Here is a 15,329-nt window from a genome sequence, read left to right on the forward strand (position 1 = left end):
ATGAATAAAAGAACAACGTATTGTGGTTTAGTCACAGAAGAATTTTTAAACGAAAAAGTAACATTAAAAGGTTGGGTTCATAACAGACGAGATTTAGGTGGATTAATTTTTGTTGATTTAAGAGATCGTGAAGGTATTGTCCAAATAGTTTTTAATCCTGACTTTTCCGAAGAAGCATTGCAAGTTGCTGAAACAGTACGCTCAGAATATGTAGTCGAAGTTGAAGGTGTAGTAACAAAACGTGATGCTGAAACTATTAACCCAAAAATCAAAACAGGTCAAGTTGAGGTTCAAGTTTCAAATATTGAGATTATTAACAAATCAGAAACACCTCCATTTTCAATTAATGAAGAAAATGTAAACGTTGATGAAAATATTCGATTAAAATATAGATATTTAGATTTACGTAGACAAGAATTAGCGCAAACTTTTAAAATGAGACATCAAACTACGCGTTCTATCCGTCAATACTTAGATAATAATGGCTTCTTCGATATTGAAACACCAGTATTAACAAAATCAACACCTGAGGGTGCGCGAGATTATCTAGTACCTTCCCGTGTACACGAGGGTGAATTTTACGCGTTGCCACAATCACCACAATTATTTAAACAACTATTAATGATAAGTGGTTTTGATAAATATTATCAAATTGTTAAATGTTTCCGTGATGAAGACTTACGTGCAGATCGTCAACCAGAATTCACTCAAGTTGATATTGAAATGAGTTTTGTCGATCAAGAAGATATCATAGCCATGGGTGAAGATATGTTACGTAAGGTTGTAAAAGATGTAAAAGGAATAGACGTTAGTGGCCCATTCCCACGTATGACATATGCAGAGGCTATGGACCGTTTTGGTTCAGATAAACCTGACACTCGTTTCGGTATGGAACTTATCAATGTGTCACAGCTTGGTAAAGAAATGAATTTTAAAGTTTTTAAAGATACGGTAGATAACAACGGCGAAATTAAAGCAATTGTCGCAAAAGACGCTGCAAATAAATATACACGTAAAGACATGGATGCATTAACAGAGTTTGTAAATATATATGGTGCAAAAGGATTAGCTTGGGTTAAAGTTGTTGATGATGGTTTAAGTGGCCCAATTGCTAGATTTTTCGAAGATGTTAATGTTGAAACACTTAAACAGTTAACAGAAGCTAAACCTGGAGATTTAGTAATGTTTGTAGCTGATAAACCTAATGTTGTTGCTCAAAGTTTAGGGGCTTTAAGAATTAAATTAGCAAAAGAATTAGGTTTAATTGATGAATCAAAATTAAATTTCTTATGGGTAACTGATTGGCCGTTATTAGAGTATGATGAAGATGCAAAACGTTATGTAGCAGCACATCATCCATTTACTTCACCTAAAAGAGAAGATATCGAAAAGCTAGACACTGAACCTGAAAATGTACAAGCCAACGCTTATGATATTGTTCTAAATGGTTATGAACTTGGTGGTGGTTCTATAAGAATACACGATGGTGAATTGCAACAAAAAATGTTTGAAGTATTAGGATTTACTAATGAACAAGCTCAAGAACAATTTGGTTTCTTATTAGATGCTTTTAAATACGGTGCTCCACCTCATGGTGGCATCGCGTTAGGTTTAGATAGACTTGTGATGTTATTAACAAATAGAACAAACTTGAGAGATACAATTGCATTCCCTAAAACAGCATCAGCTACATGTCTTTTAACTGACGCTCCAGGAGAAGTATCTGATAAACAACTCCAAGAACTCTCACTAAGAATCAGACACTAGGGCCCCAACAAAGAGAATTTCACAAAGAAATTCAACAGGCAGAGCAAGTTGGGACTAGGGCCTTAATTTAATGTTTCTTAAGAAATTAGCACAGAGAGCTTAATTGTACGAATTGAATATAAAACATCGGTGTGTAATATAATTAATCAGACATTATATTATAATTTTGGTAACTAGTTTAGAATACACGAGAAAATAATACACATTTGAGTTAAATGATAAGTCTTTAAAATTTACTTCTCTTTTTAAATTGTGGTATGATATTTTCATAAGATAGTCATCTGTGGTGTTCGTAAGTTTGCTTTTTATTTGGGCCTAACACTCTTTGATCAGGGAGCCCAATAGGTTTTCTCGCAGCGCACACGCCTCTATAGGAGGACTTGCAAAACGAGAAACAGGGCACCCACCTGTATATAGCAGGCCGAATGATCAAGCTATTTATAACTACGGCATCAACGGACTCTATCGGTACGCAAGACTTTTGTCTTGCGTATTTTTATGTATATAATTATAAAGAAGCATAGATATAATGAATTGGAATCAAAGGAGCTAAAGATGAAACATCAATTTTCAAGGAATGAATTAGCAATAGGACAAGAAGGGCTGAACTTACTAAAAAATAAGACTGTTGCAGTTTTAGGTGTTGGTGGCGTCGGGTCATTTGCAGCTGAGGCATTGGCTCGGACTAATATAGGGCACATCATACTTATAGATAAAGATGATGTCGATATTACAAATGTGAACAGGCAAATTCATGCACTGACTTCAACTATTGGTCAAAGTAAAGTCACGCTAATGGAAGAAAGAATCAAATTAATAAATCCCGATTGTAAAGTAACTTCTTTGCATATGTTTTATACCGAGGAAACATACAAAGATATCTTCAATAATTATGATATTGATTATTTTATTGATGCAAGCGATACAATCATTTATAAAGTTCATCTCATGAAAGAGTGTTTAGAAAGAGGAATTGAGTTAATTTCAAGTATGGGTGCAGCAAATAAGACTGACCCGACACGTTTTGAAATTGCAGATATTTCAAAAACACATACTGATCCTATGGCTAAAGTAATTAGAAATCGTTTAAAACGCCTTGGTATTCGTAAAGGTGTTAAAGTAGTATTTTCTGATGAAAGTCCTATTGTTATTCGCGAGGACGTAAAAGAAACAGTAGGAGATAAAAATGCAATCAATAGAAAAGGGCAAATGCCTCCATCTTCTAATGCATTTGTTCCAAGTGTAGTAGGCCTTATTTGTGCAAGCTACGTTGTCAACGATATTTTAAAAGATATACCTGTAAGGCGAATTAAAGATAAAGGACAAAATTAAAGTTATCTATCTCATTGCAAGAAAATCATCATCTTCTATTTTTGTGAAATTTGATTCATAGTTTAAAAAAAACAAAATGTATTTTAAATAAATCTACAACAACTCATAGTAAAAAAACCTGAGGCATCAGTATTGTCCCAGGTTTTTTGCATCTAAGATATTAATTTCAACTACATATTTTCAATGAATAAAATTATGTTTTATTTCGTAAGTTATCGTAAATTGTTTTAAATTGTTGTTCACTTTTTGATGTGGTTTTTGGTTCATAATACACTCTGTTTTTTAATTTTTCTGGTAAGTACTGTTGTACAACATGACCATTTTCATAGTTATGAGGATATTTGTAACCTATAGCCCGTCCTAACTTTTTAGCACCTGAATAATGACCGTCTTTCAGATAATCCGGTATTTGACCTATATGTCCATTTCTTATATCGCCAAGAGCTTTATCTATTGCTGTGATACCAGAATTTGATTTAGGTGATAAGCATAATTCTATTACAGCTTGACTAAGGGGAATTCGTGCTTCTGGAAAACCTAGACGTTCAGCTGATTGTATTGCTGCTAAAGTCCTCTGACCAGCATTAGGTGATGCTAACCCAACATCTTCATAACTAATTACAAGTAATCGACGTACGATTGTAGGTAAGTCACCAGCTTCAATTAGACGTGCTAAGTAGTGGAGTGCTGCATTGACATCACTACCTCTAATTGATTTTTGAAAAGCGCTCATGACGTCATAATGCATGTCTCCATCTTTATCACTTACAAAAGCACCTTTTTGTAAGCAATCTTTTGCGTCATCTAATGTAATATGTCTTTCGTTTTCTTCACCAATATGAGCACTTAGTACAGCTAATTCCAAAGCGTTTAATGCACTCCTAACGTCGCCTTGGCTTTGCGTTGAAAAATATTCGATAGCATCTTCATCTACAATAGGATGATAAGTACTTAAACCTCTTTCCTTATCATTTATAGCTCTATCTAATGCCAATCTTATATCATCTTGATCTAATGGGTAAAGCTCAAATATTTGTGCTCTAGATCGTATCGCTGGATTTATCGCATGATAAGGATTTGAAGTTGTTGCACCTATTAATACAATTTTGCCATTTTCAAGATGTGGTAATAAAAAATCTTGTTTAGCTTTGTCTAAACGATGAATTTCATCTAATAGTAAGATAACTTGTCCTGACATCTTAGCTTCTTCGACAATTAGCTGCATATCTTTCTTTGTATTTGTTACGGCATTTAATTGTCTGAATTTAAATTGTGTACTGCCTGAAATTGCTTTTGCAATACTTGTTTTACCAATTCCAGGTGGACCATAAAAAATCATAGAAGAAAGACGTTTAGTATCTACCATCCTTCTTATTATACCTTTCGGACCAACCAGGTGTTGTTGAGATATAATTTCATCTATATTTTTCGGTCTCATTCGAGAGGCTAATGGTTCTGTACTCACATTTTTCACACCTTTCTAATATTATATTAACGTAAAAAATGATAGAATGGTATCAGATACTATTCGAATTAAGTGAGGTTATACAATGAAAATATCAACAAAAGGGAGATACGGATTAACATTGATGATATCTCTTGCTAAAAGAGAGGGTCAAGGTTGTGTATCACTAAAAACAATTGCTGAAGAAAATAAACTAAGTGATTTATATCTTGAACAATTAGTAGGCCCTTTAAGAAATGCTGGATTAATTCGAAGCGTTCGAGGTGCTAAAGGTGGTTATCAACTTAGAGTTCCATCAGAAGAAATTACTGCAGGAGATATTATCCGATTACTAGAAGGACCGATTACGTTTGTAGAAAGTATTGATTCAGAACCGCCTGCACAAAAGCAACTATGGATTAGAATGAGAGATGCTGTAAGAGATGTTTTAGATCATACTACATTAAAATATCTTGCAGATTACAAAGATACGAATGAAGACTTAGAGGGTTATATGTTCTATATTTAAATTTTATAGTGGTTAAATAGATACATAGATATCTCCATTCATTATTTACTCGTAAAAATTTTACCTGCAATGTTTAACTAACATTTTATAAGGTTATAACAAAGCATAGCAATCATGGATTCACATTTTTAATCCATTTTAATGTTGCTATAAATAAACTTTTATAACTGAGAGGAGTAAATTTTATGAGTTTTATGGATAAAGCTAAAGAAGCTGCTGAAAAATTTAAAGATAGTGATAACGAACAAGTTAACAAAGTAAAAGATAAAATAAATGAATATACAGGTGGCGAAGACAACAAAGATAAAAAGGACAAAAAGGATAAATAAAAAGTCTCTAATTATTTTAAAAGGTTAAATAGCTACCAACAAAGTTTCAAACTTTGTTGGTAGCTATTAATTTTTTAATACAAAATGACTTATAAATAAGTTATGAAAATCATATTTAATTTATTAAAATTCATCAAAAGAGTGAGACAATAATGATTGTCTAATCCCTTATAATCATTGGTAAGATGTTAACATTTTACTATGATTTAATTGCACGTTCTAATCTTCGATATGATTCTATTTGTTTGTCTTGATCATAGATATAACTAATTGCCATAAGTTCATCGATATCCCCGTACTCTTTTATGAACGATTCAAGTTTTTGTTTAACTGTATCTTCAGATCCTATAAGTGACCCTTTTAAACGTTGTTGTGCTAATTCATATTCGCGTGGTGTTAATAGGGCCTTTAAATCATCTGTTGGTGGTTGGACAGGTTGCATTTTTCCTCGTGTTATACTTACCATTATTTGAGACATCGTAGTTGCTAAATATTCTGCTTGTTCATCAGAATCTGACACAATTGTATTTAAACAAACAATTACATAAGGTTTATCAAGTACTTCTGAAGGTTCAAATAATTCTCTATAAATTTGTAGTGCTTCCTTCATTTGTTGTGGAGCAAAATGTCCTGCAAAAACATATGGTAACCCTTTACGTGCAGCTAAATGTGCAGAATCTGTAGATGAACCTAGAATATACATTGGGACATTTTTATCTACCGCAGGATAAGCACGTACATATGCTTGTTGATGACTCGGTCCAAAATATTGTTGCAGTTGTTCAACTTCTTCAGGGAATTGATAAACACCATTATGCTGATCTCTTCTTAATGCGCTCGCTGTCATCATATCTGTACCAGGAGCACGTCCTAATCCTAAGTCCACACGTTGAGGGAATAATGTTTCCAATGTCCCAAATTGTTCTGCTACGACTAGTGGTGCATGATTCGGTAACATTATGCCTCCAGAACCTACTTTGATAGAATGAGTATGTTCTAATGTATGTTGAATTAATAGAGAAGTAGCTGAACTAACTAAATTTGGAGCATTATGATGCTCTGCAATCCAGTAGCGCTCATAATCTAAATCATCTAATGCTTGAGCGAGTGTAACCATATCGTTAATTGCATCTTTATCTTCTTGACCTTCACGTATAGGTACTAAGTTTAACGCAGATAATTTTATATTTTTCATACATGATGCTTCCTTTCCATAATTAATAATAATTGAAGTATAACAATCATTTTTGATTTTCAATATTGAATTGCTCAAATTATTTTAATTTTATATACAAAAATGATATTCGATAAATTGGTAGGTTAGATGTTAAAATTTAAATGACATAAATTTTTTCATTGGTAAAACAGAAAAGTAGAAATAAACAAATAATGGTGCTATTATAGGAACATTGATAATTTGACAAGGAGTGTCCAAACATGGAAGTATACGCAGATTATGCTGCGACTACGCCAGTAAAACCAGAAGTAATAGATGCTATGATGGAAATATATCAATCTCATTTTGGTAATCCATCGTCAATACATTCTATTGGTAGAGATGCACGCAAATATCTTGATCAGTCACGTCGTACAGTTGCACAATTGTTGGGAGCGAATCCGAATGAAGTAATATTTACAAGTGGTGCAACAGAATCGAATAACACTGCTATTAAAGGATTAGTGAAAGCGAATGAACAATTAGGTAATCATATTATTACTACCAAAATTGAACACCATTCAGTATTACACGTATATGAGCAACTTGAAAAAGAAGGTTATGATGTTACGTATCTAGATGTAGATGATACTGGTGCAGTTGATTTAGACCAATTAAAAGAAACAATTAATGATAGAACAATTTTAGTATCAATTATGTTTGTAAATAATGAGATTGGAACAGTACAAAATATTTATGATATTGAAGATATTATTGGAGACACTCATGCGTTATTCCATGTTGATGCTGTTCAAGCAATTGGACATTTAGATTTAGATTTTCATAATTTTAAAATTGATACAATGAGTATTTCAGCACACAAATTTGGTGGTCCTAAAGGTGTTGGTCTACTATTAGTAAAAGAGCATACACCAATAGCATATAATCAACTTGGTGGTGAACAAGAAACCAAACGTCGAGCAGGTACAGAAAATTTACCTCAAATTGTTGGATTAACAAAGGCACTTGAATTAGCTATAACCAATCAAGATGTAAATAATGTTCATTTAATGAATTTAAAAGAATTATTTTTAGTTCAGTTACAGGAAAGGGCAATTCCATTTGAATTAAACGGTTCAATGACAGATTCAACGGGTCATATTTTAAATATTTATTTTCCATTTATAGATGTTGAAACAATGTTAACATTATTGGATTTAGCCCATGTATATGTATCTTCAGGTTCTGCTTGTACAGCAGGTTCAACGACTCCATCTCATGTACTTGCAGCTATGTTTGAAGATGAAGAACGAGCAAAACATTCAGTACGTTTTAGCTTTAATGAACAAACAACAACGCAAGAAATTAAATATATTGTAGCTGAAATTCATAAAATCTATCATAAATTTAAGGAGGAATCATAGTGTCTAACAAAGATATACGCGTAGTTGTGGGCATGTCTGGTGGAGTGGATAGCTCTGTTACTGCATACTTGTTAAAAGAACAAGGTTATGATGTAATAGGTATATTTATGAAAAATTGGGACGATACTGATGAAAATGGGGTGTGTACAGCCACTGAGGATTATAATGACGTGATTGCAGTATGTAATCAAATTGGCATCCCATACTACGCTGTTAATTTTGAAGAACAGTATTGGGATAAAGTATTTACTTATTTTCTTGATGAATATAAAAAAGGTCGTACACCTAACCCTGATGTGATGTGTAATAAAGAAATTAAATTTAAAGCATTTTTAGAACATGCTTTAAAATTAGGCGCTGATTATGTCGCTACAGGTCATTATGCTCGTATACGTCGTCATGATGATGGGCATGTTGAAATGCTAAGAGGTGTTGACAATAATAAAGACCAAACCTACTTTTTAAATCAATTATCCCAAGAACAACTATCCAAAGTCATGTTCCCAATTGGAGATATTGAAAAAAGTGAAGTAAGACGTATTGCAGAAGAGCAAAATTTAGCTACTGCCAAGAAAAAAGACTCAACAGGTATTTGTTTTATTGGTGAAAGAAACTTTAAAGAATTTTTATCACATTACCTACCAGCTCAATCTGGTGAAATGTTGACATTAAATGGAAAAAAAATGGGACAGCATAGTGGATTGATGTATTATACAATTGGTCAACGTCACGGCTTAGGCATCGGTGGAGATGGAGATCCATGGTTTGTTGTAGGTAAAAATTTAAATGATAACGTATTATATGTTGAACAGGGATTTCACCATGATGCACTTTATAGTGATTATCTCATAGCTTCTGATTATTCATTTGTTAATCCAAGTGAAATTGATTTGGAAAAAGGTTTTGAATGTACAGCTAAATTCCGTTATCGCCAAAAAGATACTAAAGTTTATGTTCAACGCGAAAACGAGAATTCTATTAGAGTAACTTTTGCTGAACCAGTTAGAGCGATTACACCTGGTCAAGCAGTTGTCTTCTATAATCAAGAAGTATGTTTAGGTGGCGCTACAATTGATGATGTTTATAAAAACGAAGGTCAATTAAGTTACGTTGTATAAATTGTTTATACCGTTAATTCATGAGAAATTCTTGTATTAACGGTTTTTTTATGACTTGTTTTTTCATGAAAATATATAAATAAAGAAAAATTAACTTAAATATCCTGAAAATACATATTTAAAATAATCATGTTATAATCGTGTAGAAATGAGGGAGAAAAGATGCACGAACAAAGTAAGATATACCAAAATATTAAAGATGGTAAATTAGATACCGCTTTGAAAGACTTGTTTGAAAATATAGAAGAAAATCCGGCCATTGTTGAAAATTATATTAACGCAGGTATTGTATTATCAGATGTTGGAGAAATTGAAAAAGCAGAACGTTTTTTCCAAAAGGCATTAACTATTGAACCTGAAAATGGTGCTGTTTATTATAACTTGGCAAATATTTATTATAATGAAGAACGTTATAACGAAGCGATAAAGCTATATCAAACTGCACTACAATATGAAGTAGCGAAAAAAGATTGTAATTATATGATTGGTATGTCGTTTAATCAACTAGGTGCTTTTAAAGAAGCTTTACCATTTTTAATGACTGCAGCTGAAATGGACGATGATAGAGATTTAGAAGTACAGTTTCAATATGGGTTAGTACTATGCCAACTCGAAATGTTTGATGAAGCTATTAAACAATTAAATAAGGTTCTTTCTATCGATTCACAGCACGTAGATGGTATATATAATCTTGGTTTAGCAACATATATGAAAAATGAAAATTTAGATGAAGCAATTGCATATTTTGAACAAGCAATATCAATTGATGAAAAACATTTACTTAGTCAACATGCATTAAAGACATTCAAAACAATGAAAGAGGAGGAATAATATGTCTGACCCTACACTTTTTGATTATTCAATGATCAAAGGTACAGTTGATGCTATTTTATTTCAAAATACGGATAATTTTTATACTGTTCTAAAAGTAGATACTATAGAATCAAATGAAAAATTTGATAGTATGCCAACTGTGGTAGGGTTTCTTCCCAATGTAGTTGAAGGCGATGTTTATACTTTTAAAGGGCAAGTCGTACAACATCCACGTTATGGTAAGCAATTAAAGGCTGAAACATTTGAAAAAGAATTACCTCAAACTAAAGAAGCCATTATTAGTTACTTATCAAGTGATTTATTTAAAGGCATCGGTAAAAAAACGGCTCAAAACATTGTAAATACACTAGGTGAAAATGCTATAAATGATATTTTAACTCGTCCAGAAATCTTAGAAAGTGTACCTAGTTTACCAAAGAAGAAACAAAAGCAAATTGCTGATCAGATTAATGCAAACCAAGAATCTGAGAAAATTATGATACGTTTACACGACCTAGGGTTTGGTCCGAAATTATCAATGGCTATATATCAGTTCTATATGGGTGATACTTTAAATGTCTTAGATAAAAATCCTTACCAATTAGTATATGACATTAAAGGTATTGGTTTTAATAAGGCTGACCAACTTGCTCGAAATGTCGGTATTGAGCCACATTCACCTGAAAGATTAAAAGCAGCATTATTATTTACGTTAGAAGAAGAATGTATCAAACAAGGACATACATATCTACCTCGTACAATTGTTATAGAAACAACACAAAATTTACTCAATGAAGATATTGAGAAACCAATTGAAACAGAGCAATTACTAGAAATCATTGACGTTTTATCAGAAGAGAAAAAATTAATATCTGAAGCTGATCAGGTATCAATTCCAAGTTTATACTATTCAGAATTGAAAAGTGTGCAAAACTTATACCGAATTAAAACAAACACATCTAAATTAAAAGAAATAGAACAGTCTGATTTACAAATACATATTGGTGATATTGAGTCACAAAATGAGGTTAATTACTCTGCCTCTCAAAAAGAAGCGCTTGAAACAGCAATAAATTCTAAAATTATGCTTTTAACTGGTGGTCCGGGTACCGGTAAAACCACAGTCATTAAAGGTATAGTTGAATTATATGCAGAAATACATGGGCTCTCGCTCGATTATGATGATTACAATGAAGATGATTATCCAGTAGTGTTAGCTGCACCCACTGGTCGTGCTTCTAAGCGCCTTCACGAATCGACAGGTTTAGAAGCAATGACAATTCATCGTTTAATCGGTTGGAACCAAGATACACAACCACAGGATATTTTAGAAAATGAGATCAATGCAAGACTCATTATCATCGATGAAATGTCAATGGTAGATACTTGGTTGTTCCATCAATTTTTAAGCGCTGTGCCTTTAGAAGCACAAATTGTATTTGTCGGAGATGAAGATCAGTTACCATCAGTAGGTCCAGGACAGGTATTTAAAGACCTTATTGATTCTGAAATAATACCGCGTGTTAATCTTACCGAAGTATATCGTCAGCAAGATGGTTCCAGTATTATTGACTTAGCTCACCGTATGAAATTAAATGAACCTATCGATATTACTAAACGTTATCATGATCGTAGTTTTATTCGTTGTGGTACGAATCAAATTCCAGACGTTGTTGATAAAGTAGTTAAAAGCGCTGTAGCTAAAGGCTATGATATGAGTGATATACAAGTTTTGGCTCCTATGTATAAAGGTAACGCTGGTATTAAGAGACTTAACCAAGTTCTACAATCTATTCTTAATCCGAAGCAACAAGATGATCGTGAAATAGAATTTGGTGAAGCTGTGTTTAGAAAAGGGGATAAAGTACTTCAGTTAGTTAATCGACCTAATGATAATATATTTAATGGGGATATAGGTATAATAGTAGGTATATTTTGGGCCAAAGAAAATGCTCTAAATAAGGATGTGTTAGTTGTAGATTTTGAAGGTAATGAAATTACATTTACTAAACAAGATTTAATGGAACTAACACATGCATATTGTACATCTATCCATAAATCACAAGGTTCAGAATTTCCTATTGTAATTATGCCTATTGTTAGACAATATTATAGGATGTTACAACGTCCCATTCTTTATACAGGATTAACTAGAGCTAAACAATCACTTGTTTTGCTTGGTGAACAAGAAGCATTTGATATAGGTTTAAAAACAAATGGACAAATACGATTAACGCAATTAAATGATTTGTTAAAATCGTATTTTGGACAAAACAAAAATAATTTAACTACAAATAAACAAACGATTAACGAACAAAAAGAAAATAACAATCATCTGGATTTGAAAAATGAAAAAGAAAATGATATCCAATTAAACGAGTCGACAATTTTCCAAATCGATCCAATGATTAATATGGGGGAAATGACGCCATATGACTTCGTTGAACGTTGACAAATCAATAAAAAGAAAATAAAATGAAATTAAGTAAGTATAGAGACGAGTAAATAACTTTTGAATTATAGAGATGTACTGGTTGGTGAAAAGTACAAACAAAATTATTGAATGCTACTCTATATTAGTTAAATAAAGTATACAAAGTGATAAGAAATAGTAGACAAACAAAATTCAAGTATGTAAATAGGTCACAATTCTTATAACTAGGGTGGTACCGCGATAACGTTCGTCCCTTTGTGGATGAACGTTTTTATATTCTTGAATAATACTCAACTATGACTATCTAACTGCGATAACAAAAACGTATGAAGGAGAGTTTTTATTTATGAAAAAAATGAAAGCTAGTGAAATTAGGCAAAAATATTTGGATTTCTTTGTAGAAAAAGGACATATGATTGAACCGTCTGCACCACTTGTACCTATCGATGATGATTCATTATTGTGGATCAATTCTGGTGTAGCTACCTTGAAAAAATACTTTGACGGACGCGAAACTCCTAAAAAACCAAGAATTGTCAATTCTCAAAAAGCTATACGAACAAACGATATAGAAAACGTCGGTTTTACTGCTCGCCATCATACTTTTTTTGAGATGCTAGGTAATTTTTCAATCGGTGACTACTTTAAACATGAAGCGATTGAATTTGCTTGGGAATTTCTAACAAGTGATAAATGGATGGGCATGGAACCTGAGAAGCTATATGTGACTATTCATCCTGAAGATACTGAAGCTTTTAGAATTTGGCATGAAGACATTGGTTTAGAGGAAAGTCGCATCATTCGAATAGAAGGCAATTTTTGGGATATCGGGGAAGGACCATCTGGACCAAATACAGAAATTTTCTATGATCGTGGATCGGCTTATGGAAAAGATGATCCTGCTGAAGAAATGTATCCTGGTGGTGAAAATGAAAGATATTTAGAAGTTTGGAATCTAGTGTTTAGTGAGTTTAATCACAATAAAGACAATACTTACACACCACTACCAAATAAAAATATTGATACTGGCATGGGATTAGAACGTATGACGTCTATCTCACAAAATGTAAGAACAAATTATGAAACAGACTTATTTATGCCTATAATTAAGGAAGTAGAACATGTTTCAGGAAAAAAATATTTAATTGATGATGCACAAGATGTTGCATTTAAAGTTATCGCAGACCACATTAGAACGATTTCTTTCGCAATTGCTGATGGCGCATTACCAGCTAATGAGGGTAGAGGATATGTATTAAGAAGATTATTACGCAGAGCAGTTCGCTTTAGCCAATCATTAGGAATTAATGAACCATTTATGTATAAACTTGTTGATATAGTCGCTGATATCATGGAACCATATTATCCAAATGTCAAAGACAAATCCAACTTTATTAAACGTGTCATTAAATCAGAGGAAGAACGCTTCCATGAAACGCTTGAGGAAGGTCTTACGATTTTAAATGAACTGATAAAAGAAGCGAAGAATAGTGATCAGGTTATTAAAGGTCATGATGCTTTTAAGTTATATGATACTTATGGATTCCCAATAGAATTAACTGAAGAATTAGCAACTCAAGAAAATTTGTCTGTTGATATGCCTACTTTTGAACAGGAAATGCAACAACAGAGAGATCGAGCTAGACAAGCTCGACAGAATTCTCAATCAATGCAAGTTCAAAGTGAAGTACTAAAAAATATTCAAGATGAAAGTCAATTTGTTGGCTATGAAACTACGGACTATCAATCATTAATAACTCATATCATATACAATGGTGAAGAAGTTAAACATGTTGAAGCAGGAGAAACAATTTACTTTATTTTAAGAGAAACGCCTTTCTATGCAGTAAGTGGTGGACAGGTCGCAGATAAGGGAACAGTTGGTAATGAGAGCTTTGAAATAAATGTAACTGACGTAACTAAAGCGCCTAATGGCCAAAACTTACACAAAGGTATTGTGCAATTTGGTGAAGCAACACAGAACGCGAAAGTAGAAGCACGTGTTAACAAAGAGGATAGACGACTTATTCAAAAAAATCATAGTGCTACACATTTATTACATGCTGCATTAAAAGAAGTATTAGGAGATCATGTTAATCAGGCTGGTTCGTTAGTAGAACCTGAAAGACTACGTTTTGATTTCTCACATTTTGGTCCTATGACACAAGAAGAAATTAATTTAGTAGAACGTAGAGTAAATGAAGAAATTTGGAGAGCTATCGACGTCCGTATTCAAGAAATGAGTATTGAAGAAGCTAAATCAATAGGCGCTATGGCTTTATTTGGTGAAAAATATGGAGATATTGTTCGCGTTGTCAATATGGCACCATTTTCAATAGAATTGTGCGGTGGAATACATGTGAATAATACTGCGGAAATTGGTCTCTTTAAGATTGTGAGTGAATCTGGAACAGGTGCCGGTGTTAGAAGAATTGAAGCTTTAACAGGTAAAGGTGCATTCTTACATCTTGAAGAAATTGAAACACAGTTTAATAATATTAAAAATCATTTAAAAGTTAAATCCGATAACCAAGTAGTTGAAAAAGTTAAACAACTTCAAGAAGAAGAAAAAGGACTGCTTAAACAATTAGAACAACGCAACAAAGAAATAACATCACTAAAGATGGGGAACATTGAAGAACAGGTTGAGTTGATTAATAATTTGAAAGTTTTAGCAACAGAAGTAGAAATTCCAAATCCAAAAGCGATACGTTCAACTATGGATGACTTTAAATCTAAACTTCAAGATACTATTATAGTGTTAGTCGGACAAGTTGATGGAAAGGTTTCTGTAATTGCTACAGTACCAAAATCACTTACAAATCAAGTAAAAGCTGGAGATCTTATCAAAAACATGACACCAATTATTGGTGGAAAAGGTGGAGGTCGTCCTGATATGGCTCAAGGTGGCGGAACTCAACCTGAAAAAATAACAGAAGCATTACGCTTTATTAAAGATTACATTAAAAATCTATAACTCCAA

General features: G+C 32.7%; 11 protein-coding genes and 1 other RNA gene. 10 read left to right on the plus strand and 2 right to left on the minus strand.

The window, feature by feature from the left end; genetic code table 11:
* From aspS to AC1Q7N_RS01900, 3 genes are all read left to right on the plus strand, one after another.
* Window positions 1-1,767 (plus strand): aspartate--tRNA ligase, encoded by a 1,767-nt coding sequence (gene aspS / locus AC1Q7N_RS01890; protein WP_001830852.1) that lies wholly within the window; start codon window positions 1-3, stop codon window positions 1,765-1,767.
* Window positions 1,768-2,042: 275 nt separating this feature from the next.
* Window positions 2,043-2,233: non-coding RNA, 6S RNA (gene ssrS / locus AC1Q7N_RS01895), on the plus strand.
* A gap of 89 nt (window positions 2,234-2,322) precedes the next feature.
* The gene (locus AC1Q7N_RS01900) at window positions 2,323-3,099 is read left to right on the plus strand and encodes a tRNA threonylcarbamoyladenosine dehydratase (RefSeq protein ID WP_001830777.1); all 777 of its coding nucleotides are present in this window, start codon (window positions 2,323-2,325) and stop codon (window positions 3,097-3,099) included.
* A gap of 193 nt (window positions 3,100-3,292) precedes the next feature.
* Here AC1Q7N_RS01900 and AC1Q7N_RS01905 read toward each other — a convergent pair whose 3' ends face one another.
* On the minus strand, window positions 3,293-4,564 hold the full coding sequence (locus AC1Q7N_RS01905; RefSeq protein ID WP_001830871.1) for a replication-associated recombination protein A: 1,272 nt from the start codon (window positions 4,562-4,564) through the stop codon (window positions 3,293-3,295).
* 85 nt (window positions 4,565-4,649) lie between these two features.
* Here AC1Q7N_RS01905 and cymR point away from each other — a divergent pair, with 85 nt between their 5' ends.
* On the plus strand, window positions 4,650-5,072 hold the full coding sequence (gene cymR, locus AC1Q7N_RS01910; RefSeq protein WP_001830806.1) for a cysteine metabolism transcriptional regulator CymR: 423 nt from the start codon (window positions 4,650-4,652) through the stop codon (window positions 5,070-5,072).
* A 185-nt stretch (window positions 5,073-5,257) separates the two neighbouring features.
* Entirely contained in the window at window positions 5,258-5,401 is a 144-nt protein-coding gene (locus AC1Q7N_RS01915) for an SAS049 family protein (RefSeq protein WP_001830746.1), read from the plus strand.
* 199 nt (window positions 5,402-5,600) lie between these two features.
* Here the strand turns inward: AC1Q7N_RS01915 and AC1Q7N_RS01920 are convergent, their stop codons facing one another.
* Window positions 5,601-6,596, minus strand: coding sequence for an LLM class flavin-dependent oxidoreductase (locus AC1Q7N_RS01920; protein WP_001830781.1), 996 nt, complete (start codon window positions 6,594-6,596; stop codon window positions 5,601-5,603).
* Between the two features lie 242 nt (window positions 6,597-6,838).
* On the opposite strand from AC1Q7N_RS01920, the gene AC1Q7N_RS01925 reads away from it, so the two are divergent.
* From AC1Q7N_RS01925 to alaS, 5 genes are all read left to right on the plus strand, one after another.
* Window positions 6,839-7,981: a cysteine desulfurase family protein gene (locus AC1Q7N_RS01925; RefSeq protein WP_001830848.1), complete on the plus strand. Its 1,143-nt coding sequence runs from the start codon at window positions 6,839-6,841 to the stop codon at window positions 7,979-7,981.
* Window positions 7,981-9,099, plus strand: coding sequence for a tRNA 2-thiouridine(34) synthase MnmA (gene mnmA, locus AC1Q7N_RS01930; RefSeq protein WP_001830892.1), 1,119 nt, complete (start codon window positions 7,981-7,983; stop codon window positions 9,097-9,099). The genes AC1Q7N_RS01925 and mnmA overlap by 1 nt, the downstream gene beginning before the upstream one ends.
* Before the next feature lie 162 nt (window positions 9,100-9,261).
* The gene (locus AC1Q7N_RS01935) at window positions 9,262-9,930 is read left to right on the plus strand and encodes a tetratricopeptide repeat protein (RefSeq protein ID WP_001832695.1); all 669 of its coding nucleotides are present in this window, start codon (window positions 9,262-9,264) and stop codon (window positions 9,928-9,930) included.
* Window position 9,931: 1 nt separating this feature from the next.
* Window positions 9,932-12,364 carry an SF1B family DNA helicase RecD2 gene (gene recD2, locus AC1Q7N_RS01940; RefSeq protein WP_002440136.1) on the plus strand — a complete coding sequence of 811 codons (2,433 nt, stop codon included), beginning with the start codon at window positions 9,932-9,934 and terminating at the stop codon, window positions 12,362-12,364.
* A 328-nt stretch (window positions 12,365-12,692) separates the two neighbouring features.
* Window positions 12,693-15,323, plus strand: coding sequence for an alanine--tRNA ligase (gene alaS / locus AC1Q7N_RS01945; RefSeq protein WP_002440135.1), 2,631 nt, complete (start codon window positions 12,693-12,695; stop codon window positions 15,321-15,323).
* The last annotated feature ends 6 nt before the right edge of the window (window positions 15,324-15,329 follow it).

The organism is Staphylococcus sp. GW823-FHT05F06 (genome assembly GCF_058795495.1).

Bases quoted from the DNA above. Each gene is read 5' to 3' on its own strand.
- AC1Q7N_RS01915 (WP_001830746.1), top strand. From the start codon at position 5,258: ATGAGTTTTATGGATAAAGCTAAAGAAGCTGCTGAAAAATTTAAAGAT.
- alaS (WP_002440135.1), top strand. From the start codon at position 12,693: ATGAAAAAAATGAAAGCTAGTGAAATTAGGCAAAAATATTTGGATTTC.
- recD2 (WP_002440136.1), top strand. From the start codon at position 9,932: ATGTCTGACCCTACACTTTTTGATTATTCAATGATCAAAGGTACAGTT.
- AC1Q7N_RS01920 (WP_001830781.1), bottom strand. From the start codon at position 6,596: ATGAAAAATATAAAATTATCTGCGTTAAACTTAGTACCTATACGTGAA.
- AC1Q7N_RS01900 (WP_001830777.1), top strand. From the start codon at position 2,323: ATGAAACATCAATTTTCAAGGAATGAATTAGCAATAGGACAAGAAGGG.
- AC1Q7N_RS01935 (WP_001832695.1), top strand. From the start codon at position 9,262: ATGCACGAACAAAGTAAGATATACCAAAATATTAAAGATGGTAAATTA.
- cymR (WP_001830806.1), top strand. From the start codon at position 4,650: ATGAAAATATCAACAAAAGGGAGATACGGATTAACATTGATGATATCT.
- AC1Q7N_RS01925 (WP_001830848.1), top strand. From the start codon at position 6,839: ATGGAAGTATACGCAGATTATGCTGCGACTACGCCAGTAAAACCAGAA.
- aspS (WP_001830852.1), top strand. From the start codon at position 1: ATGAATAAAAGAACAACGTATTGTGGTTTAGTCACAGAAGAATTTTTA.